Source organism: Mycobacteroides salmoniphilum (assembly GCF_004924335.1).
Taxonomy (GTDB): domain Bacteria; phylum Actinomycetota; class Actinomycetes; order Mycobacteriales; family Mycobacteriaceae; genus Mycobacterium; species Mycobacterium salmoniphilum.
In genome coordinates, this window is sequence record NZ_CP024633.1 from 3,033,059 (window position 1) to 3,053,831 (window position 20,773).

27 protein-coding genes are annotated in these 20,773 nt (G+C 64.7%); 8 read left to right on the forward strand and 19 right to left on the reverse strand.

The window, feature by feature from the left end; translation table 11 throughout:
• Window positions 1-2 precede the first annotated feature (2 nt).
• Both DSM43276_RS15070 and DSM43276_RS15075 read right to left on the reverse strand, forming a co-directional pair.
• A complete protein-coding gene (locus DSM43276_RS15070) occupies window positions 3-260 on the reverse strand; it encodes a hypothetical protein (RefSeq protein ID WP_234803133.1) in 258 nt (85 codons plus the stop codon).
• Between the two features lie 128 nt (window positions 261-388).
• Window positions 389-1,141 carry a TetR/AcrR family transcriptional regulator gene (locus tag DSM43276_RS15075; RefSeq protein WP_078331592.1) on the reverse strand — a complete coding sequence of 251 codons (753 nt, stop codon included), beginning with the start codon at window positions 1,139-1,141 and terminating at the stop codon, window positions 389-391.
• 187 nt (window positions 1,142-1,328) lie between these two features.
• Here DSM43276_RS15075 and mbp1 point away from each other — a divergent pair, with 187 nt between their 5' ends.
• Genes mbp1 through DSM43276_RS15095 form a run of 4 tightly spaced genes read left to right on the forward strand, consistent with a single transcriptional unit; the run spans window position 1,329 to window position 2,693 of the window.
• Window positions 1,329-1,571 (forward strand): microaggregate-binding protein 1, encoded by a 243-nt coding sequence (gene mbp1, locus DSM43276_RS15080; protein ID WP_078331591.1) that lies wholly within the window; start codon window positions 1,329-1,331, stop codon window positions 1,569-1,571.
• A gap of 53 nt (window positions 1,572-1,624) precedes the next feature.
• Entirely contained in the window at window positions 1,625-1,930 is a 306-nt protein-coding gene (locus tag DSM43276_RS15085) for a GlsB/YeaQ/YmgE family stress response membrane protein (protein ID WP_078331590.1), read from the forward strand.
• Between the two features lie 41 nt (window positions 1,931-1,971).
• Complete coding sequence (locus DSM43276_RS15090) at window positions 1,972-2,259, forward strand: hypothetical protein (protein WP_078331601.1); 288 nt, start codon at window positions 1,972-1,974, stop codon at window positions 2,257-2,259.
• Window positions 2,260-2,273: 14 nt separating this feature from the next.
• On the forward strand, window positions 2,274-2,693 hold the full coding sequence (locus tag DSM43276_RS15095; RefSeq protein WP_078331589.1) for a hypothetical protein: 420 nt from the start codon (window positions 2,274-2,276) through the stop codon (window positions 2,691-2,693).
• A 33-nt stretch (window positions 2,694-2,726) separates the two neighbouring features.
• Here the strand turns inward: DSM43276_RS15095 and DSM43276_RS15100 are convergent, their stop codons facing one another.
• From DSM43276_RS15100 to rplS, 4 genes are read right to left on the reverse strand one after another with little or no spacing between them, the layout of a single operon-like run.
• On the reverse strand, window positions 2,727-3,032 hold the full coding sequence (locus tag DSM43276_RS15100) for a DUF2469 domain-containing protein (RefSeq protein ID WP_005056986.1): 306 nt from the start codon (window positions 3,030-3,032) through the stop codon (window positions 2,727-2,729).
• A 10-nt stretch (window positions 3,033-3,042) separates the two neighbouring features.
• Entirely contained in the window at window positions 3,043-3,714 is a 672-nt protein-coding gene (locus DSM43276_RS15105) for a ribonuclease HII (RefSeq protein WP_078331588.1), read from the reverse strand.
• 10 nt (window positions 3,715-3,724) lie between these two features.
• Window positions 3,725-4,603 (reverse strand): signal peptidase I, encoded by an 879-nt coding sequence (lepB, locus tag DSM43276_RS15110; RefSeq protein ID WP_078331587.1) that lies wholly within the window; start codon window positions 4,601-4,603, stop codon window positions 3,725-3,727.
• 16 nt (window positions 4,604-4,619) lie between these two features.
• Complete coding sequence (gene rplS, locus DSM43276_RS15115) at window positions 4,620-4,961, reverse strand: 50S ribosomal protein L19 (protein ID WP_078302788.1); 342 nt, start codon at window positions 4,959-4,961, stop codon at window positions 4,620-4,622.
• Between the two features lie 283 nt (window positions 4,962-5,244).
• On the opposite strand from rplS, the gene DSM43276_RS15120 reads away from it, so the two are divergent.
• Window positions 5,245-6,150 carry a serine hydrolase gene (locus DSM43276_RS15120; RefSeq protein ID WP_078331586.1) on the forward strand — a complete coding sequence of 302 codons (906 nt, stop codon included), beginning with the start codon at window positions 5,245-5,247 and terminating at the stop codon, window positions 6,148-6,150.
• Here DSM43276_RS15120 and trmD read toward each other — a convergent pair.
• From trmD to DSM43276_RS15145, 5 genes are all read right to left on the reverse strand, one after another.
• On the reverse strand, window positions 6,097-6,816 hold the full coding sequence (gene trmD / locus DSM43276_RS15125) for a tRNA (guanosine(37)-N1)-methyltransferase TrmD (RefSeq protein WP_078331585.1): 720 nt from the start codon (window positions 6,814-6,816) through the stop codon (window positions 6,097-6,099). The genes DSM43276_RS15120 and trmD overlap by 54 nt on opposite strands.
• A gap of 10 nt (window positions 6,817-6,826) precedes the next feature.
• Complete coding sequence (gene rimM, locus DSM43276_RS15130) at window positions 6,827-7,357, reverse strand: ribosome maturation factor RimM (RefSeq protein ID WP_078331584.1); 531 nt, start codon at window positions 7,355-7,357, stop codon at window positions 6,827-6,829.
• A 5-nt stretch (window positions 7,358-7,362) separates the two neighbouring features.
• Window positions 7,363-7,605: an RNA-binding protein gene (locus DSM43276_RS15135; RefSeq protein ID WP_005081564.1), complete on the reverse strand. Its 243-nt coding sequence runs from the start codon at window positions 7,603-7,605 to the stop codon at window positions 7,363-7,365.
• An 8-nt stretch (window positions 7,606-7,613) separates the two neighbouring features.
• Window positions 7,614-8,102 carry a 30S ribosomal protein S16 gene (gene rpsP / locus DSM43276_RS15140; RefSeq protein WP_078326824.1) on the reverse strand — a complete coding sequence of 163 codons (489 nt, stop codon included), beginning with the start codon at window positions 8,100-8,102 and terminating at the stop codon, window positions 7,614-7,616.
• Between the two features lie 199 nt (window positions 8,103-8,301).
• The gene (locus DSM43276_RS15145; RefSeq protein WP_078331583.1) at window positions 8,302-8,748 is read right to left on the reverse strand and encodes a nuclear transport factor 2 family protein; all 447 of its coding nucleotides are present in this window, start codon (window positions 8,746-8,748) and stop codon (window positions 8,302-8,304) included.
• A gap of 11 nt (window positions 8,749-8,759) precedes the next feature.
• Here DSM43276_RS15145 and DSM43276_RS15150 point away from each other — a divergent pair, with 11 nt between their 5' ends.
• Window positions 8,760-9,167: a PaaI family thioesterase gene (locus DSM43276_RS15150; RefSeq protein ID WP_078331582.1), complete on the forward strand. Its 408-nt coding sequence runs from the start codon at window positions 8,760-8,762 to the stop codon at window positions 9,165-9,167.
• Here the strand turns inward: DSM43276_RS15150 and DSM43276_RS15155 are convergent.
• Window positions 9,164-10,183 carry an LLM class flavin-dependent oxidoreductase gene (locus DSM43276_RS15155; protein ID WP_078331600.1) on the reverse strand — a complete coding sequence of 340 codons (1,020 nt, stop codon included), beginning with the start codon at window positions 10,181-10,183 and terminating at the stop codon, window positions 9,164-9,166. The genes DSM43276_RS15150 and DSM43276_RS15155 overlap by 4 nt on opposite strands.
• A 64-nt stretch (window positions 10,184-10,247) precedes the next feature.
• Here DSM43276_RS15155 and DSM43276_RS15160 point away from each other — a divergent pair, with 64 nt between their 5' ends.
• Window positions 10,248-11,123, forward strand: coding sequence for a serine hydrolase (locus DSM43276_RS15160; protein ID WP_134080614.1), 876 nt, complete (start codon window positions 10,248-10,250; stop codon window positions 11,121-11,123).
• On the opposite strand, the gene DSM43276_RS15165 is transcribed toward DSM43276_RS15160, so the two are convergent.
• The 7 genes from DSM43276_RS15165 to ftsY all read right to left on the reverse strand — a co-directional run bounded on the left by DSM43276_RS15165 (window position 11,120) and on the right by ftsY (window position 19,701).
• Window positions 11,120-11,377 (reverse strand): hypothetical protein, encoded by a 258-nt coding sequence (locus tag DSM43276_RS15165; RefSeq protein ID WP_136629099.1) that lies wholly within the window; start codon window positions 11,375-11,377, stop codon window positions 11,120-11,122. The genes DSM43276_RS15160 and DSM43276_RS15165 overlap by 4 nt on opposite strands.
• Before the next feature lie 9 nt (window positions 11,378-11,386).
• On the reverse strand, window positions 11,387-12,454 hold the full coding sequence (locus DSM43276_RS15170; RefSeq protein ID WP_136629100.1) for an amidohydrolase family protein: 1,068 nt from the start codon (window positions 12,452-12,454) through the stop codon (window positions 11,387-11,389).
• 4 nt (window positions 12,455-12,458) lie between these two features.
• On the reverse strand, window positions 12,459-14,021 hold the full coding sequence (ffh, locus tag DSM43276_RS15175) for a signal recognition particle protein (RefSeq protein WP_078331579.1): 1,563 nt from the start codon (window positions 14,019-14,021) through the stop codon (window positions 12,459-12,461).
• 78 nt (window positions 14,022-14,099) lie between these two features.
• Window positions 14,100-16,478: a [protein-PII] uridylyltransferase gene (locus tag DSM43276_RS15180; protein WP_078331578.1), complete on the reverse strand. Its 2,379-nt coding sequence runs from the start codon at window positions 16,476-16,478 to the stop codon at window positions 14,100-14,102.
• Between the two features lie 36 nt (window positions 16,479-16,514).
• Window positions 16,515-16,853 (reverse strand): P-II family nitrogen regulator, encoded by a 339-nt coding sequence (locus tag DSM43276_RS15185; RefSeq protein ID WP_078287524.1) that lies wholly within the window; start codon window positions 16,851-16,853, stop codon window positions 16,515-16,517.
• 5 nt (window positions 16,854-16,858) lie between these two features.
• Window positions 16,859-18,226, reverse strand: coding sequence for an ammonium transporter (locus tag DSM43276_RS15190; RefSeq protein WP_136629101.1), 1,368 nt, complete (start codon window positions 18,224-18,226; stop codon window positions 16,859-16,861).
• Window positions 18,227-18,390: 164 nt separating this feature from the next.
• Window positions 18,391-19,701 carry a signal recognition particle-docking protein FtsY gene (gene ftsY, locus DSM43276_RS15195; RefSeq protein WP_078329797.1) on the reverse strand — a complete coding sequence of 437 codons (1,311 nt, stop codon included), beginning with the start codon at window positions 19,699-19,701 and terminating at the stop codon, window positions 18,391-18,393.
• Window positions 19,702-19,771: 70 nt separating this feature from the next.
• Between ftsY and fni the strand changes: the two genes are divergently transcribed.
• The gene (fni, locus tag DSM43276_RS15200) at window positions 19,772-20,740 is read left to right on the forward strand and encodes a type 2 isopentenyl-diphosphate Delta-isomerase (protein WP_234803039.1); all 969 of its coding nucleotides are present in this window, start codon (window positions 19,772-19,774) and stop codon (window positions 20,738-20,740) included.
• Window positions 20,741-20,773 lie beyond the last annotated feature (33 nt).

Sequence of the window (20,773 nt, forward strand, 5' to 3'; positions counted from 1 at the left end):
CACTAGTTCCACATCTTGACCGGATGAACCACCGGCGCAACCTTGCCTATCGCACCCGACGCGGGCCCCGGCAGGTCCTTCGAGTTGGGAGCTGACTTGATCTCGACATCGTCCCTCGCGGTGCAGACAGCGCCACTCGACTTCGACGGCGCACAGTGCGCCTGCGGCTCGGCCACGGCTGCAGCTGGCGAGTCCACTGGCAGGGCAACGACAATCACCGGCGCGATCATCGCCACCGCCCTCATCAGCAAAATACCCATCGGCCGAGAATGGGGCACTCACACGTGATCCGCAACTCGAACGGCGTTCCACTGAACAGTAATTCCCATCACAGTGGCAACAATCTGTCAGGTTCAGACAGGCAGCAGCAAGGAAATGCCTCCACTGCCTAGCGCGGTGCGTTGCCCTCAAGCCGATCGAGCAGCGATTCGAGTGCCTCTTCGAACTCTGTCGCGCCGTGGTCCTCGCTGAGCTGCTTCTGCATACGTTGCAGATTCGGATAGTTCGACAAACTCCGCAGAGTCTTCTCTGGCAGCTCGTCCTCCACCGGGCTCAACGAGACTCCGCGCGCTGACACCTCCAGCAGGAGCTGGCCCAGCAGGAATGTGGTGTACGCGCGATAGGCGGTCACCGCACTGCGATCATCAAAACCGTAGGAGATCAGTGTGTCCAAGAAGGTCTCCATCCACTTCATGCTCCGCAGTGGCGGCCGGACCCACGGAGCTTCCGGTGGCCGTGTCGCCAACGTCGGGAACAGATGCGGATGCTCGATCGCAATCGCCCGCACTCCGTGCGCAAGTCTGACGAGATAGTCCTGCCAACCATCTTCCTGCCGACGCGCGGCGAGTTGGTCGTCGTAGAGCTTCTCGACCAAATGATCGACAATTCCGCCGAGCAGGTCCTGGCGACCGTGGACGTGGCGGTACAAGGCCATCGCCTCGACACCACAGGCGGAACCTAGCCGCCTCATGGTCAGCTGATCCAACCCGTCGCGGTCCACCAGCCCGATCGCGGTATCGAGGATCTCAGCACGAGTCAGCGATCGCGGCCGGCGGCCCTCGGGGTTACCTGCACTTGTTTGGTTTTCCGTCTCTTCCACTGCGTCCGTCACTCCCACTGTGCATTTCTGGGCTCGGGCCATGACGACGTCCCCGTGGCGGCTTCGCCGTCCACACGACGGTACCTCTGCCAGCTAAACACCTGGCCAGCACCTGTTTGTTTACGAGGTAGTTTACGTAGTACACAACCCTTGCTACGGTGGATTCATCGCCTCACCACGAGGTGACATCGAGCGGTTGCACCGCACACGCACTGATAAGGAGCGACACATGAGCGATGACAACAGGGACAGCGGTATCGAGGCCGGAATCAAGGGCGTCGTCGAGGACGTCAAGGGCAAGGCCAAGGAGGCCTTCGGCAAGCTCACCGACGATGAGTCGCTAGAGCGCGAAGGCCAGGCGCAGCAGGACAAGGCCGAAGCTCAGCGCGAGGTAGCCACCAAGGAAGCCGAGGCAGAAAAGGCTCGCGCCGAGGCTGCCGTGCACCAGGCTCGCGAAGACGCCGAGAAGTAGCGCGGACCGTCGCAGCAGCCCACCCCACTCCAACGAGAATCAGGAAACCACAAATGATTTCACCTATGGCCGCCGATGTTGCGGCATCCCACCTTGGCTTTGGCATCGGCTGGATCGGATGGATCGTCATCGGCGGGATCGCCGGATGGGTGGCCAGCAAGATCATGGGCACCGACGGCCAGCAAGGGCTCCTGCTCAATATCGTGGTCGGGATCGTGGGTGGGCTGCTGGGCGGATTCCTCCTGAACCTGCTCGACGTCGGCACCTATGGCTTCGGCTGGGTTCTGACATTCGTCACCGCGCTGGCGGGCGCATGCATTCTCTTGTTCCTCGTGCGCCTCGTCAGCGGCCGACGATGAGTAACAACAGATTCCAGCAGTTCGCAACAGAAGGGGCCCCAGTGATTCCGTCCATATCGAAGAAGCTCGCAGTAGCCGTCGGCATGGCCGCGGCCATCTCGTTGGCGGGCTGTTCCAGCGTGATCAATCAAGGTGGCGACACCACGTGCAAGGAGTACCTCACCCAGGACGAGGGCACTCAGAACGAGGCCGTCATCAAGATGCTGAAGGACGAGAACCAACAAGACCCCAGCGGGCTGCAGACCATGGCAGCGCGTAACTCCGCCGCGGCCTATTGCAAGACGCTCGGCAACGAGAACAGCAAGATCAAAGAGGCCCCCCACATCTAGATCGGAAGCATCAGATGAAAACACGAATAGTTAAGCCCACCAAGGTCATTGCCGGATGTGCCATCGTGCTCGGCACAGCACTCGCCGGATGCGGCACCAGCACCGACAACGGTCCGACAACCACCAGTACGACCACCACCACGACAACAACCACCACGACGACCGTCCCCGCGCCCAGCGGTGCACCGGAAGGAACCCCGGCACCCGGCCCGACCGGTAGCGGCGGTCCCGAGGGCGGATCCGGCGCGATCCCCGGCGGCCCGACCGGAGGCGGCGGACCCGGCGGCGGGAGCGGCAGCATCCCGGGCGGTCCCACCGGCGGTGGCGGACCCGAGGGCGGCGGAGGCAACATCCCCGGCGTCGGCGGCGGTCACGGCGGCCCGGGTGGCGGCAGTGGGTGCGTCGACAACGTCGGTTGCGTCAGCATCCCGTAAACCACGTTCGGCCGAGCTGCGTCTACCGGAGATCTACTCCGGTAGACGCAGCTCTGGCTTGTCGACCTCTTCGATATTGACGTCCTTGAAGGTGATCACGCGCACGTGTTTGACGAAGCGCGCCGGCCGGAACAAGTCCCACACCCAGGCATCGGAAAGCCGCAGCTCGAAGTACACCTCGGAGTCGGTGTTCCGCGGAATCACCTCGACGCTATTGGCCAGGTAAAACCGTCGCTCGGTCTCCACCACGTAGCTGAACTGCCCGACGATGTCCTTGTACTCGCGATACAGCGAGAGTTCCATCTCGGTTTCGTACTTTTCGAGGTCTTCAGCGCTCATAGACTTTCCATTATCCCCCCTGTGAACTTCCTTGCGCCGCATTGCGCACGTTCACAAACGACTGTCGATGCTGAACTGACGGTCCCAGACGCCGCAACGCCTCGGTATGGACGGCCGTGCTGTATCCCTTGTGCACCGCGAATCCGTACCCGGGGTGATCGGAGTCCATGGCCACCATCACCCGGTCCCGGCTCACCTTCGCCAACACACTGGCCGCCGCGATGCACGCCGCCGAGGCATCACCGCCGATGACGGGCAGAGAGGGCACCGGCAATCCCGGCACCCGGAATCCGTCGGTCAGCACGTATCCCGGCTTGCGGCCCAGACCCGCGACCGCGCGGCGCATTCCCTCAATGTTGGCCACATGCACACCGATGCGGTCCACCTCTTCTGCGGGCACCGACACCACGTGATACGCCTCGGCATACCGGCAGATGAGGGGAAACAACGTCTCGCGCATCTTCTCGCTGAGTTTCTTCGAGTCATTGAGCGCGGCAAGGCTTTTTCGTTGGTTTGAGCCCAGCACGCAGGCGGCGATCACCAACGGTCCCGCACAGGCCCCGCGTCCTGCCTCGTCGACACCGGCGACCGGCCCCAAACCCACTCTGTCGAGCGTCAATTCGAGGGTGCGCAATCCGGATGCCTTGCGAATCACCGTGCGTGGCGGCCAGCTGGTAGTCATACCGCTAGGGCTACGTCTGGGGATTCACCGATGTGACGCCGCCCCACCGTCCGGGCGGCCAGGCGATGAATCGCGCCTTGCCGATGACGTTATCCACGGGCACGGTGCCGATGTTCGGGTCTCCGGTGCAGTAGACCCGCTGACGCTCATCCATCCCTGGCCTGGCATCGCGTTCGAGGCTCTGGCAGTGCGCGCGCGAGTCGCCACTGTGCGTCCGGTTGTCCCCCATCATCCACAGCTTGCCTTCCGGCACCTTGACGGGGCCGAACTGGAAACTCCAGCAGGCGTTGGTGGGGTCGATGTCGCTCCCGGGACCAATGGTCTCCGGATCCAGATACGGCTCGCTGAGCTTCTTGCCATCGACCGTCAGGCCCGTGTCCCAGCGGCATTCCACGGTCTGCCCACCGGTAGCGATGACCCGTTTCACCAGGTCGTTCTCGTCGGGGGGGACCACGCCGACGAAGGACAGGGCGTTCTGCAGGTATCGGACGGCGGTGTTGTCTGACCGGATCGAACGGTAATTGCCGTTCCACTCGGACGGGCCCTTGAACACCACAACGTCACCGGGCTCTGGATCCGAGAATCGGAAAACCACCTTGTCGACCATGATCCGGTCGCCGGTGCAACCACGGCAGCCGTGCAAGGTCGGCTCCATCGACTCCGACGGAATGAGGTACGGACGGGCGATGAAGTTCTGCGTGATGCAGTAGAGCACCAGGGCGATCAGCAGCAGAACGCCGACCTCTTTGAGCATGCCCGAACCGCTGTCTTCGTCCTTCGACGATGCTGCGGATGACGCCTCAACGGCTGATTCGGCTTCGGGAGTGTCGGCGGTGGTCTGCGCGGACGATTCGGACGAGCCTGATTCCCCTGACACCGGTGCTGTCACGAAAGCGCCGACTCGGTCAGCGCTTCTCCTTGATCTTGGCCTTCTTGCCGCGCAGCTCACGCAGGTAGTACAGCTTGGCGCGACGAACCGCACCACGGGTGACGATCTCGACGTGGTCGATGTTCGGGGAGTGCACCGGGAAGGTGCGCTCGACGCCGACGCCGTAGCTCTCCTTGCGGACAGTGAAGGTGGCACCCACGCCACCACCGGTGCGGCGGAGCACGGCACCCTTGAAGACCTGGATGCGCTCCTTGGAGCCCTCGATCACCTTGACGTGCACGTTGACGGTGTCACCGGGACGGAAGTCAGGCACATCCTGGCGCAGCGACGCCTGATCGACAAAGTCCAACGTGTTCATCGGTGTACTTCCCTCTTGGTCTCTCGACTCAATCGCGCGGCCGGGTCGCATACGGGGTATGCACCTCGGCCGATCAGTAGTTGCTTGGTTCTGTCTGGTTTGTGGCCAAGCGCCAGCAGACAGCTAGTCAATTGTGCCAGACAGGGGCCCTTCCAGTGAAATCGCCCACCCGGGCACCCCTTGGGCAGCGACTACCCAGACACTACTAGTAAGCTACCGAGACCGGAACACCTGCCACATAGGTAACAAAAATCAGAGTCTGACCGCAGAGGGGGTCTATGTGATGCGCGGCCAGCACCTGTTCATGGGTTTGACACTCACTGCGGTGACCACGCTGACCTCGGGGTGTGTGGCATCGGTGCGCAGCGATCCAGCAACCCCAGTGCTGGCAGTCGTGAGCGCCCCCGCCGAACCAGCACCGGTCTTCGAGGTGGAAAGCCCCCCCTCCTTCGAGACCCTGCCCGAGCGCACCACCGCGGCAACCGCCCAGGCCAAGAGTGCCGGCGCCGTGCTCACCGCGGTGATCAAGGACCGCGCTTCCGGCGCCGTGGTCTCCAACGGCAATAACAGCACCATTGCCATCGCCTCGGTGGCCAAGCTGTTCATCGCCGACGACCTGCTGATGAGGGAATCGACCGGCGACGTCACCCTGACACCCGCAGATCGCATCTCCTTTGACCGGATGCTGCAGTCCTCTGATGACAGCGCCGCCGAGATCTTCTGGCAACGCGGCGGCGGCAACTCGATCATCACCCGCGTTGCCGCGCGATACGGGCTCACCTCCACCAACGTGCCCTCCGACGGCATGTGGTGGAACACCATCAGCACCGCCAACGACCTGGTCCAGTACTACGACATGCTGCTCTCCGGCGCGGGGGGCTTGCCTCCCGAGCGCGCGAACATCATCATGGACGACCTTGCCCGCTCAACGCCCAACGGAATCGACGGCTATCCCCAGCGTTTCGGGATTCCGGACGGCATCCCCGGCGAGCCCGTCGCGGTGAAGCAGGGCTGGATGTGCTGTGTCGGGTCCGCATGGATGCACCTTTCGACAGGGGTGGTGGGCCCCGATCGGCGATTCATCGTGGTGGTGTCATCCCTGCAGACCGCCAACGATGCGACGGCGCGCAACACGCTAACTCAGGCCGTCGCCGCCATGTTCCCCGGCGGACGAATCGAAGCCGAGTAGGTCAGGGCGGCGCTGCGCCGTCCGCTGACGTGACTGTTCAGCCCGCCAGGCCGCAATCTTGGCGTGGTCACCAGAGAGCAGCACCTGCGGTACATCGATCCCCCGCCAACTCGGCGGCCGGGTGTATGACGGCCCTTCCAAAAGCCCGTCTGAGTGTGAATCTTCTTGCGCGGAAAGCGCATTGCCCAGCACACCGGGAACCAGCCGCAGTACCGCCTCGATGATCACCAGTGCCGCGGACTCCCCGCCATTGAGCACGTAATCCCCGATCGACACCTCGCGCACCCGCATCCGGGTTGCGGCGTCGTCGGCAACCCGCTGATCGATTCCCTCGTAGCGTCCACACGCGATCACCAGATGCTCTTCGGTGGACCAGTGCCGGGCTATCTCCTGCGTGAAGGGATATCCGGCCGGCGTCGGCACCACCAGAAGCGTTTCCGGGGTGCAGATTTCATCCAGGGCATCACCCCAGACCGTCGGCTTCATCACCATGCCGGGTCCACCGCCGTAGGGCGAATCATCGACCGACTTGTGCACGTCGTGTGTCCAGCGCCGCAGATCGTGCACGGCGACATCAACCAGGCCTGCGTCAATGGCCCTGCCCGGCAAGGACTGCCGCACTGGCTGCAGATAGTCCGGGAAGATCGTGATGACGTCTATCTTCATGCCGGGGCTCTCACGACAGGTCCAACAGGCCTTCTGGCGGATCGATCTCGATCACTTTGTCCGCCAGGGAGATCGACGTCACGATGGCGGAGACAAACGGCACGAGAATCTCGGCCTGCTGGTCACTACTCGGGGGCTTTACCGAAAGGAGCTCACCACCAGGGGTGTGCAATACCTCAGAAACCGTCCCTATGGCCGTACCGTCCTGAGTCCGCACCGTAAGCCCCTCGAGCTGGTGGTCGTAGAACTCGTCGGGATCCTCGATCGTCGGCAGATCGGCGGTATTCACCGTGAAAAGGGTGCCGCGTAGCGCATCTGCTGCGTCACGATCGGATATCCCGGTACATCTGATCAGCAGCCGCCCGCTGTGCTCACGCACCGATTCGACGACGAACTCACGGCTGCCACCACCACGCGGCAGCCGACCATTCAGCACCGAACCGGCGGCGAAACGTTCGTCCGGATCATCGGTGCGGATCTCTACCGCTAATTCGCCGGTAACGCCGTGCGCCTTGGCAATACGCCCGACCACAAGCTCCATCGGAGCTACCGGTCTGTATCCACCACGTCGACCCGGATACCGCGGCCACCAACACCCGCGACCAGGGTGCGCAGCGCGGTGGCGGTACGCCCGCCCCGACCGATCACCTTTCCGAGATCGTCGGGGTGGACGTGAACCTCTACCGTGCGGCCGCGACGATTCGTCACCAGGTCAACGCGGACATCATCGGGGTTATCGACGATTCCTCGTACCAGATGCTCGACGGCGTCGACCACGACAGAACTCATCCGAGGTCCTATTCGCTTGCGGCGTCAGCAGATTCGGCAGGAGCCTCGGCGGCTTCCGCGGCCGGAGCCTCGGCAGACGCGGCGGACTCGTCCTGCTCCGCCTTCTTCGTGGCCTTCTTCTTTTTCTGCTGAATGGCCTCACCCGTGGGGGCGCCGTCGGCCTCGGCCAGGGCGGCGTTGAACAGCTCCAGCTTGCTGGGCTTGGGCTCCTTGACCTTCAGGGTGCCCTCGGCGCCGGGGAGGCCCTTGAACTTCTGCCAGTCACCGGTGATCTTCAGCAGCGCCAACACCGGGTCGGTCGGCTGCGCGCCGACGGACAGCCAGTGCTGCGCACGCTCGGAGTCGATCTCGATGAAGCTGGGCTCTTCCTTCGGGTGGTACCGGCCGATCACCTCGATGGCGCGGCCTTCACGGCGGGTGCGCGCATCGGCGACCTGGATGCGGTACTGCGGGTTACGGATCTTCCCGAGGCGGGCGAGCTTGATCTTGACAGCCATGACTACAACTTCTCCTTGAGGTATCACGCGGCAATTCGGCGACACGTGCGGACATGCACGATCCGGTTTTGCCTCGCGTGGGTCTGACCGCCGACGGCTGCCGATGAGCTCTTACGCGAAGAGCATCAACACTGCCGTGCAACGGACGGTTTGCCATTCTGCCAGAGCATGGCCTACCTGCCCAAATCTCACCGGCGGCCTAGACCAACCTGGTGAAGCACTTCGTCTCGACGCGCCGCGTCAGCCGCCAGCCGTGCCGTGTCCGCACCACCGCGTCGTCGTACCAAAGTCCAAGAAAAAGCACCTGTTCGGTGTCCCCGCCCGGAACCATCGGGTTGAAGCACAAGCTGCGTACCACCGCGGAGGACCGCTCCGCGCCGCCTTCGGAGTCGAAACGGATCGAGATGTTTCCCAGCATGTGTGCGTACATCGGGAACGCGGGCAGCACCTGCGCCAACCACGCCTTGACGTCCGGATACTCCCCATCGATGCCACCCATCGCTCGGTAGTCGATGTATGCGTCGTTCGTGAACACCTCGTCCAGATCGTCGAACTGGCGGGTGTCGATCGCGGTCGCGTAGTCGACCAAGAGCTGCTGGATCTGCAGGCGGTCGGAAACTTCATCGAGGGTCCAAGCGGATGTCATAGCTTGTGAGCATGCCCACTCGGACCGAAATCATCACGCAATTCGTCCCGAACTCCCCACTGTGTCAGCATCTCGGCATTGCCCTGACCGAAGTCGGTAACGATCGCGCGGTGCTGAACATGCCCTTCGCACCCCAGCTGGCAACCATGGGCCACACCGTGCACGGCGGCGCGATCGCGACCCTCGCCGACACCGCGGCCATGGCGGCGGCGTGGGCCGACGACGTGGTGCCCGAAAAGTTCGGCGGCTCAACGGCTTCGCTAACCATCAATTACGTCGCCGCCGCCGACGCCGCCGACCTCACCGCGGTGGGCCAGGTGCTCCGCCGCGGTAAACGGCTTTCCCATATCGAGGTCACCGTGTCCGATGCCACCGGCCGGGTGGTGGCATCGGCCTTGGCCACCTACAACTTCGCTTAGGCGGCTCCAACCTCGGCGGTGGCCAGCAGCTCTCGAACACGCGGGATGACCTCGGTGCCGTACAACTCGACGTTCTGCATGCCCAGCCCTGGCTGCGAGGCCTGGTACACCAGGCTGAATCGGTCGGCACCGAGACCGCGAATGGTCTTGACCATCTTGGCCGCCACGGTGTCGGGCGAACCGACATAGAGCGAGCCAGACTTCACCTCAGCCAGATACTCCTCGTACCGCGGGGGCGGCCAGCCACGCTCACGCCCGATGGTGGTGCGCAATTCCCGGAAGCCCGGCCAGTACTGCGCGATCGCCTCCTCATCGGATTCGGCGATATGCCCGGGACTGTGAACGCCCAACGGCATGGGCTCGGTGACGCCAAGCTGATCCTGCGCACGCCGGTAGAGGTCCACATAGGGCTCGAACCGCATGGGGTCGCCGCCGATGATCGCCAGGATCATCGGTATGCGATACCGCACGCTGCGAACGACCGACTCCGGCGATCCGCCCACCCCCACCCACGCCCGCAGACCATCGGCTGTTTTCGGGAACACATTCACGCCGTCCAACGACGATCGCAGCTTCCCTGACCAGGTCACCGGATCCCCCGGCAGCAGCTTGGCCAAGAGATCAAACTTCTCCTCGAAGAGTTCGTCATAGTCGGCCAGGTCGTATCCGAACAGCGGAAAGGAATCCGTGAACGATCCCCGACCGAGCACGACCTCCGCACGGCCATTCGAGATGCCGTCGAGGGTCGCGAACCGCTGATACACCCGCACCGGGTCATCGGTGCTGAGCACCGTGACGGCGGTCGCAAGGGTGATCCGCTCGGTACGGGCGGCAATCGCGGCCAGCATCATCTCCGGGGACTCCCCCACGAATTCAGTGCGGTGGTGCTCCCCGATGGCGAAGATGTCGACGCCAACCTCGTCGGCACGCACCCCTTCCTCCACCACGGCGCGGATCGCTTCCGGATTGGTCATCCCCGCGGGGACGTCGGCGAAGGTGTCCAAACCTAACTGCACTTCACTCGTCATGACGATATAAACGGACCGCAGTCCGGTTATGTTCCCGATACCCACCGCGCTAGTGTCGGAGCCGATGTCTTCCTTGCCGCCATCCCTTGGTTATCGCGTATTCGCGGTGCTCAGCGCCCTGTTTCTCGCCCTCACGGCCCCCGGACTGGCCCACGCGGATACGGCTGCGCCGCCGCCTGAGGGTCCGGCGCAGGCGTGGTTGGTGGCAGATCTGGACTCCGGCCAGATCCTCGCCGCCCGCGATCCGTACGCGACCCATGCACCCGCGAGCACCATCAAGGTCCTCCTGGCCCTGGTGGCACTCGACGAGTTGCCCCTGGACGCCACCGTGGTCGCCGATGCCGCCGACTCCCATGCTGAATGCAACTGTGTCGGCATCAAGGCGGGACAGGTCTACACCACCCATGATCTGCTCGCAGGCGCGCTGCTGGAATCCGGTAACGACGCCGCCAACACGCTCGCCCACATGCTGGGCGGCCGCGAGGTGGCCGTCGAGAAGATGAATGCGAAAGCGGCGGCGCTCGGCGCGACCGGGACACACACCGCCTCCCCCTCCGGGCTCGACGCACCGGGCATGGACATGCGCTCTACCCCGCACGATCTGGCCGTGATTTTCCGTGCGGCACTGGCAAATCCGGTGTTCGCGGAGATCACCCGCCAGCCGGCCGCCGACTTCCCCGGTCGCGTCCTGCACAACCAGAACGAGCTGATGTATCGCTATCCGGGAGTGATCGGCGGTAAGACGGGCTTCACCGATATCGCCCGCAAGACCTACGTGGCGGCCGCCGAGCGCGACGGCAAGCGGCTCGTCGTGGTGATGATGTACGGCCTCGTGCACGAGGGCGGCCCGACGTACTGGGATCAGGCCGCCAGCCTGTTCGACTGGGGCTTCGCCAACGACGGCCAGGTCACCGTCGGTTCACTTTAAGCCTTGGAATTGAGCACCTGAAGCACTGTTTCGCCCACACGCACCCGGCACATGGCAATCGCCATCGAGACGGCGTCCTTGGGTGAGATCTGGGCCACCGCGTTGCCGGCTGCAGCCGCCTCCTGAACCGCCGCCATTTTGGCGCCCTCGTCCATCCCCATGAACTCCGAACACAACACGTCGGCGTGCGCCGGCGCAGCGGGCATCACCATCGGCAGGCCCAGGCCCATCATCAATGCCACAGCAAAACGCATGACGCGACCCTATCTGACCTGACCGCGTAGCACGATGAGGTCCGGCCGCGACAGCACATGTGGACCGGTGCGCGGGTCTTCGTGAAATCCGACGAGATCGGCGGGTGCGCCGTGCTCCAGACGCGGCCGCCCCAGCCATTCCCGGGCCCGCCACGACGCGGCACCCAGCGCATCGGTGGGGTTCATGCCAATGCGCGTGAGCGCGGCGACCTCGTCGGAGATGCGCCCGTGTGCAATACCGCCGCCGGCATCGGTGCCCGCATAGATCGGAACTCCGGCGTCATAGGCGTTCCCGAAGGTCGTGTGCAGACCCGCGTACAGGTCGCGCATGTGTTGGGCGTAGACCGGGTACTTCGCGGCGGAGTCGGCGATTCCGGGAAAGTTCTCCATGTTGATGACGGTCGGAACGAGCGCGGTGCCGTGCTCGACCATCAGGGCGATGGTGTCATCGGTGAGGCCGGTGCCGTGCTCGATGCAGTCGATCCCGGCGCGAATCAAACCGGGCAGCGCGTCCTCGCCGAAGACATGCGCGGTGACACGCGCGCCATGGGCATGCGCGGCCTCAATGGCCTGTTCGAGAATCTGGTCCGACCACAGTGGCGCCAGGTCGCCCACGGAGCGATCGATCCAGTCCCCCACCAACTTCACCCAGCCATCGCCCCAACGCGCTTGTAGGGCCACGGCTTCCGGAAGCTGCGATTCGTCCTCGATATCGATGGGCAATCCGGGGATGTAGCGCTTGGGCTTGGCCAGGTGCCTGCCCGCGCGGATGATGCGCGGCAGGTCTTCTCGCTCGTCGAAACCGCGGGTATCCACCGGGGATCCGGCGTCACGCAACAACAGTGCGCCCACGTCACGCTCGGCTTCGGCCTGCGCGACCGCCTCTTCCAGCGAGGTAGGACCGTGCGGCCCGACACCGACGTGACAGTGCGCGTCGACAAGTCCGGGCAGCAGCCACCCGGCGTCGAAGACGGTGTCGGCCCCCGCGATCGGTTCGCGGCTTATGACGCCGTCATGCACCCACAGATCGATCTGCTCTTCGGACGGAAGAGTGCGGCCCCGCAGGTGCAAGCGCATCGGCTCAGTTCTTGGGGAACTTCAGCTTCGAGATGTCGATATCGGCCAGACCGGGTGGCAATTCACCGAGCCCCTCCGGCATCCCGGAGAGATCAGGGAATCCGGCCGGCATGCCCGGAGGCATCCCCGGGAATCCGCCCCGAATCTTCGGCTGTGTAGGACCCCGTGAGCCCTTCTTGCCCTTCTTGGTGTTCTTGCCGCCCTTGCGGTTGCTCTTGCGATTGATGGCGCCCATGCCCATGCGGCCCGCCATCGACGACATCATCTTGCGCGCCTCGAAGAAGCGGTCCACGAGCTGATTGACCTCCGAGACCGCGACCCCTGACCCGTTGGCGATCCGCAGTCGCCGCGAGGCGTTGATGATCTTCGGGTCGGTTCGTTCGGCGGGTGTCATCCCGCGAATGATGGCCTGCACCCTGTCCAACTGCTTGTCGTCGACGGCGGCCAACGCATCCTTCATCTGGCCGGCGCCGGGCAGCATGCCCAACAAGTTGCCGATGGGGCCCATCTTGCGGATCGCGAGCATCTGCTCCAGGAAGTCCTCGAGCGTCAGTTCTCCCGAGGTGATCTTCTCGGCGGCGGCCAGGGACTGTTCGGCATCGAAATGCTGTTCGGCCTGCTCAATGAGGGACAGCAGGTCGCCCATGCCCAGGATGCGGCTCGCCATCCGATCGGGGTGGAAGACGTCGAAGTCCTCAAGCTTTTCCCCGGTGGACGCGAACAAGATCGGGGTGCCGGTGATCTCACGCACCGAGAGCGCGGCACCACCGCGGGCGTCACCGTCGAGCTTGGTCAGGACCACACCGGTAAATCCGACACCCGCGCGGAAGGCCTCGGCAGTGCTCACCGCGTCCTGACCGATCATGGCGTCGAGGACGAACAGCACCTCGTCGGGGTCGACGGCGTCACGGATGCGAGCCGCCTGATCCATCAGTTCGGCATCGATACCGAGACGGCCCGCGGTGTCGACGAGCACCACATCGAAGTGCTGGGCCTTGGCGTGGGCGAGACCATCGCGGGCCACCGCGACCGGATCGCCGACAAGTGAGCCCACCTCCAGCCCGCCGGGCGCGGCACCCGGATGCGGCGCGTAGACGGCAACTCCGGCTCGCTCACCAACCACCTGCAGCTGGTTCACCGCGCCGGGGCGCTGCAGGTCACAGGCCACGAGAAGCGGTGTATGCCCTTGTCCCTTAAGCCATTTCGCGAGCTTGCCGGCAAGGGTCGTCTTACCGGCACCTTGCAGACCGGCGAGCATGACAACGGTCGGCGGGGTCTTGGCGAAGGCCAGCTGACGAGTTTCCCCGCCGAGAATGCCGACCAGCTCCTCGTTGACGATCTTGACGACCTGCTGCGCCGGGTTCAGCGCACCGGAAACCTCGGCTCCCTTGGCGCGTTCCTTGATGCGCCCGATGAAGGTGCGCACGACGGGCAGCGCGACATCGGCTTCCAGCAGCGCCAGCCGAATGGTCCGGCACGTCGCATCGATATCGGCTTCGGACAGACGTCCCTTGCCCCGTAGGCCAGCAAGGGCATCGGTCAACCGGTCAGACAGCGATTCAAACACGTCGACCAGCCTATCTTGGCCGTGCTGGGACGATGAGTCGGTGATCGGTCTACGAGGTGTTGTCCACGCGTTGTGCTTCTAGCTGGCCGCCCTCTTCGGCTCGGGTGCCGCCGCCGGCAGCACCGAGGCGATGGCCGCCTCCAGTACCGCCTGCTCCGGCCCGGTGCTCAGACAGAAGGTGTCGACCACCGAGGAACCAAGCGTGTTGACCCTGGCCCACGCGATATCCACGCCGTGCCGCTCCAGGGTCGCGGTGATGCGCGCCAGCAGCCCCGGTGCGTCCGAGGTGCGGATCTCCACGATCTGCTGGTCGGCGTTCCCCGCGGGCTCGAACCAGCGGATGCGCGGCGGCGCGGGCGCGTAATTGGTGGGGACCGCGGGTGTCGCATCCCCGACGAGGCCGCTTCCGAACTGCGCGGACTCGCGTTCGCGCTCGTCGAGTGCCGCGATGATGTCGGTATCGCCGTCCAGAGCCGAGATCAGCTGCTGACGCAGCAGACCGGCCGCCGGAGGCGAACCGAACCGCGGCGACACCTCGAAAGTGTTGATCGCCGATCCGGCATGGCTGGCCACCGAGGCCGAGAACACCCGCAATGAGTTCAGTGACAGCACCCCGGCTGCCTTGGAGAGTAACCCGCGCTGATCGGGCGCGATCATGCTCACGGTATACATATGGGGCGATCCCGCGGGCACCAGCCGTACCTGCACTCCCCCGTCGGTTGCCAACGAAAGCAGTTCCGGGTCAATGGGATCGGGTTCGGGAAGCTGTTCACCACGCATCACCATCCGGCATTTGCGCACCAACTCCCCGATCAGCGAGGACTTCCAATCGCCCCACACCCCGGGGCCGGTGGCCAGCGAGTCCGCCTCGGCGAGCTGTTGCAGCAGCTCCAGGAGCAGTAGATCGCCGCCGAGCGTGTTGACGACGGTCTCAATGGTTTCCGGGTCGGCGAGGTCACGCCGCGTCGCGGTGTTGGGCAGCAGCAAGTGATAGCGCACGATCTTGGACAGCAGCTCCACGTCGGAGGGCCACAGACCCAGCCGGGTACCGATCTGCACGGCCAGCTCCGCGCCGACGACGCTGTGATCACCGCCGCGGCCCTTGCCGATGTCGTGCACCAGAGCACCGAGAATCAGTAGGTCTGGACGAGAGACCCTGGTGGTGAAGGCGCTCGCCTGCGCGACCGTCTCGACCAGATGCCTATCGACGGTCCAGATATGCACGATATCGCGCGGCGGCAGGTCTCGTACCGGGCCCCATTCAGGAAAAAGCCTGCCCCACAATCCGGTTCGATCCAGCGCCTCGATGGTGGCCACCGCATGACGACCGGCCTCCAGAAGCACCAGCAGATCCTTGAGCGCCTCTCGAGGCCAGGGTGCACGAAGTTCGGGGGCGGATTCGGCAAGACGACCCAAGGTCGACGCGGAGATCGGCAGGCCGGTGGTCGCCGATGCCGCTGCCACACGCAAGATCAGCGACGGGTCGCGTTCCGGGCGGGCGTCACGGGCAAGCACCACCTCCCCGGCATGCTCCACCACCCCTTCGTCGATCGGACGTCGAACCGTGCGCCGGAGCACCGAAATACCCCGTCGCGGAATCGCATTGGCGGCCGCCCGCAGTCCGACATCCACCGAGTAACTGATGGTGCGGGCAGCGTCGGACAGCATCCTGGCCAGGTCGAACCGATCGCCAACGCGCAGCGCCGCACCGATTTCGTCGGCGAACTGAGCCAGCAGCTGATCGCGCTCTCGCCCGGCGACTCGATGCAATTCGGTGCGGACATCCAGGATGACCGAATGTGCGCCGTCGAACGACTTCGCCAGACCGCTGTCGGTGAGCTGAGCAATGGCCAACGCGCGCAATAACTGAACATCACGCAGACCGCCGCGGCCGGACTTCAGATCGGGTTCGGCGCGGTGTGCGATCTCACCGCTGCGCCGCCATCGCGCTCGTGTGTATTCGATCAGTTCGTCGAGTCGTGTCCGGATCTGCGAACGCCATTGCTGACGCACCCCGCCGATCATCAGGCTGGACAACTGCGCATCCCCGGCGATGTGCCTGGCATCCAGCAGCGACAGCGCCGCCGACATCTCTTGCCCGGCGACATGCAAGGTGTCGGCGACCGTGCGGACGCTGTGATCAAGCCGAATATTGGCGTCCCACAACGGATACCACAGGCCGTCGGCAACCTCACTGAGGGTCTCCGGCGCAATGTTCTCGTCGTGCAGGAGTACCAGATCCAGATCCGAGTGCGGCAGCATCTCGCGTCGGCCCAGGCCGCCGAGTGCCACGATGGCGAATCCACTGGAGTCGGTGATGCCGACCTCGGCGGCCTTGGCTGTCAGCCACAGCTCGTTGAGGTCGGTCATCGCCTCACGAATCGCACCGGCGTTGAGCCGACCGCTCTCACCGAGCAGCTGCGCCCTGGCGGCCACGAGGTCCGTTGCGGCGCCCATGTGATTACCGTCCTAAGCGGTTAGAGGGCCCAAGCCCTACAGAGCGTCGGTCCCCCGCTCGCCGGTGCGTACTCGCACCACCGAGTCAACCGGGCTGACCCATACCTTGCCGTCGCCGATCTTGCCGGTGCGTGCGGCGGTCACGATGACCTCAACGACCTTGTCGACGGCGCTGTCGTCCACCACCACCTCGACACGAACCTTCGGTACGAAGTCCACCGAGTATTCAGCGCCGCGGTACACCTCGGTGTGGCCCTTCTGCCGGCCGTAGCCCTGCACCTCGCTGACCGTCATGCCGAGGATGCCGGCCTGCTCCAGACCAGTCTTGACATCTTCCAGCGTGAACGGTTTGACGATCGCGGTGACCAGCTTCATGTCCCTCATTCCTCCCTGCCGCTGCTGTGGCGGCCGATGACCGAACCACTTCCCAGTGCGACAAAGTCGTATGCGCCTTCAGCGTGTTGGGATTCGTCGGCGCCTGCCGCTTCTCCCTCGTCGCTGATGCGCAGGCCAATGGTGTACTTCACGATGAGAGCAACGATAGTCGTGCCTATCGCCGAATAGAGCAGAACCGCCCCGGCGCCAACGGCTTGGCGCCACAGCTGTTCTAGTCCGCCGCCGTAGAACAGACCGGCTACGGCCGCACCGGTTTGGGGTGCTGCGAACAAACCGATGAGCAAGGTACCGACGATACCGCCGACCAGGTGCACACCGACCACATCGAGTGAGTCGTCGAATCCGAGCTTGTACTTCAGGCCCACTGCCAGTGCGCACAAAATGCCGGCGATGACGCCAATGGCAAGAGCACCAACGACATTCACCGATGAACACGACGGGGTGATGGCCACCAGGCCGGCCACGATTCCCGAGGCCGCACCCAGCGAGGTGGCGTGCCCGTCACGGATGCGTTCGGTGAGCAGCCAGCCCAGCATCGCCGCGGCGGTAGCCACGGTGGTCGTCACGAAGGTTGATCCGGCCAAACCATTGGAGCTCGTTGCCGACCCGGCGTTGAACCCGTACCAGCCGAACCACAGCAGACCGGCACCAAGCATCACGAACGGCAGATTATGTGGCCGCATCGGGGTACCGGGCCAACCCTTGCGTTTACCCAACAGCAGCGCCAGCACCAAACCCGCGGTACCGGCATTGATATGCACCGCGGTACCACCGGCGAAGTCGATTGCCTTGAGCTGGTTAGCGATCCAGCCGCCCTTCTCAGCGGCCGCGCCATCGAACGCGAAAACCCAATGCGCCACCGGGAAGTACACGACGGTGACCCACAGACCCGAGAACAACAGCCAGGACCCGAACTTCAACCGATCCGCCACCGCACCGGAGATCAGCGCCACGGTGATGATCGCGAACATCAACTGGAACGCCACGAACACCGTGGCCGGGATAGTGCCCACCAAAGGGATGTTGACCGCAGCGACCGCATCAACGGCATTGGCCGGGTCCGCGGCCACCGCATCGGCCCCATTACCGCCGATCAAACCCTTGAGCCCAAAAAACTGTGCCGGGTTACCGAACAGACCCGACACATCGTTTCCGAACGCCAACGAGTATCCGTAAAGCACCCAGAGCACCGTCACCAGGCCCATCGCACTGATGCTCATCATGATCATGTTGAGCACGTTCTTCGCGCGGACCATGCCGCCATAGAAGAAGGCCAGACCAGGTGTCATCAATAACACCAGCGCGGCGCTGGCCAGCATCCACGCGGTATCCCCAGTATTCGGGACACCCATTGTTGGGAAACCATCCACTAGCGGCATTCCTCTCGGGGATCTTGAAGCTTGAACTCTGCCCATGCAGAGTGCGCAGCGGATGTTTCCGAGAGGGCGCGCGTGTGTTTCGCGTCTGTTACCGGTTTGGGCGGGTGAGCGCGAGGCGATTCGGGGTGAATAACGAGTTATCCCAGCAGGGCATCGACGAAGGCCGGCGGCTCGAACGGAGCGAGGTCGTCCGGCCCCTCCCCGAGGCCAACAAGCTTCACCGGGACGCCAAGTTCGCGCTGTACGTGAAAAACGATGCCGCCCTTGGCTGTTCCGTCAAGTTTGGTGAGCACCACACCGGTGATGTCCACCACGTCAGCGAACACGCGCGCCTGCGCCAAACCGTTCTGCCCGATGGTGGAGTCGAGCACCAGCAGCACCTCGTCGACCTCGGCGCGGCGTTCCACGACACGTTTGATCTTCCCGAGCTCGTCCATGAGACCGGTCTTCGTGTGCAGTCGCCCGGCGGTATCGATCACCACGACGTCGGCGCCCTCCCGGATCCCGGCGTCGACGGCGTCGAAGGCAACCGACGCGGGATCGGCACCCTCGGCACCGCGCACCACCTGGGCACCCACTCGCTGTCCCCAGGCCTGCAGCTGATCGGCCGCAGCGGCGCGGAAGGTGTCGGCAGCCCCGAGCACGACCCGGCGTCCATCGGCGACCAGCACGCGGGCCAACTTGCCGACAGTGGTGGTCTTACCCGTGCCGTTCACCCCGACGATGAGCAGCACTGACGGTTTGTCGTCGTGCGGCAGCGCCTTGATCGACCGGTCGAGGTCGGGCCGCAGCTCGTCGATGAGCACCTCGCGCAGCAATGTCCGTGCCTGCGACTCGGTGCGCACGCTGCGCGCCGCCATCTCGCTGCGCAGCCTGTCCACGATCGAGGTGGTGACGGCGGTGCCGAGGTCGGCGATGAGCAGGGTGTCCTCGACCTCCTCCCACGATTCCTCGTCGAGGTCTCCGGCACCCAGCAGCCCGAGTAGGCCCCGGCCCACGGCGTTCTGCGAGCTGGCCAGCCGTCCCCGCAAACGATCGAGTCGTCCCGCCACCGGCGCGATCTCATCGAGTACCGGAGCGGGTTCGGGTTCGGGCTCCGGAGCGGGTTCGGGCTCAGTGACCGGTTCCGGTTCGGGTGCCACGACGGGCTCGGGCTCCGGTTCCGGGGCCGGCTCCGGTAGCTCGACATTGGAAATAGTGCGCCGGGGCGCGTCCCGCGGAACCTCGGCGTCATCGCCCACGCTGGGCACGGGGGTTGCTTGCGCACCCCCCTCGCTGAAGGTGATGGTGGAGCCGGCGCTGTACCCGCCGGAGCGGTCGGCCGGTGTGCCGCCCTCGGTGATCTCAGGGGAGCGTGTCAGGCTGATACGACGGGAGCGGTAACGCACCAGTCCGAAAACCAATGCGGCAACAACCACGACGGCGACGATCGCTACGGCGATCCACACTTCAAGAGGCACCAGGGCATTGTTACAGGAACGCAAGAAGCGCCACATTGACGCCTGCCTGAGCGATCCAGTGCAGTACGTCACCCGAACCACCGGCCTGGAACGACTCGACCTGCCTTATATGGCGTTGCCGAACTCCAACCTCGCCCGGGTTGACCTGTCCACCGAGTTTCTGGGCAAGCGATTGGCCGCTCCGGTCCTCATCGGGGCCATGACGGGCGGCGCGAAGCTTTCGGCCACCATCAATCGCAACCTCGCGGCCGCCGCCCAAGAACTGGGCATCGGGATGATGCTCGGTTCTCAACGGGTGATGCTGGTCGATCCCGAGAGCGCCAGCACCTTCGCGGTGCGCGAGGTAGCACCCGACATCTTGCTCATCGGCAACATCGGGCTCGCACAGCTCGGCAACATTGCCGCCGCCGCACAGCTCAGCGGCTTGGTGCAGCGGGTCGGAGCGGACGCCCTGGCGGTGCACACCAATCCGTTGCAGGAGGCCGTGCAACCCGACGGCGATACCGATTTCACCGGTCAGGTGTACCGGCTCGCAGAGCTGACCCATGCGGTCGATTTCCCCGTGCTGCTCAAGGAGGTCGGTCACGGAATCAGTGGGGCCGCGGCGCGCCGCCTCGGTGGATGCCGACTCGCGGCCATCGACGTCGCGGGTGCTGGCGGCACGTCATGGGCCCGGGTCGAACAGTTCGTACGGTTCGGCACCATCACCTCACCCGAGCTCGCCGAATGGGGCATCCCGACGGCCGAAGCCCTCGTCGAAGTGCATGCCGAGCTTCCGCATCTGCCCCTGATCGGGTCGGGCGGAATACGCACCGGCATGGACGCCGCCAAGGCGATCGCGCTGGGAGCGAGCGTGGTGTCCGTCGCACTCCCCCTGCTGGCACCCGCGGTGCAATCGCCCCAGGCGGTGATCGGCTGGCTCGAACAGTTCCTCGATGAGCTGCGCATCGCCATGCACTGTGCCGACGTCAACACGATTGCGGGTCTGAGTCGAATTTCACTGCGTCCGCGCCCAAGCCCCCGCTAAACCGAAGACACCCGTCATACACTGCGGGAGTCA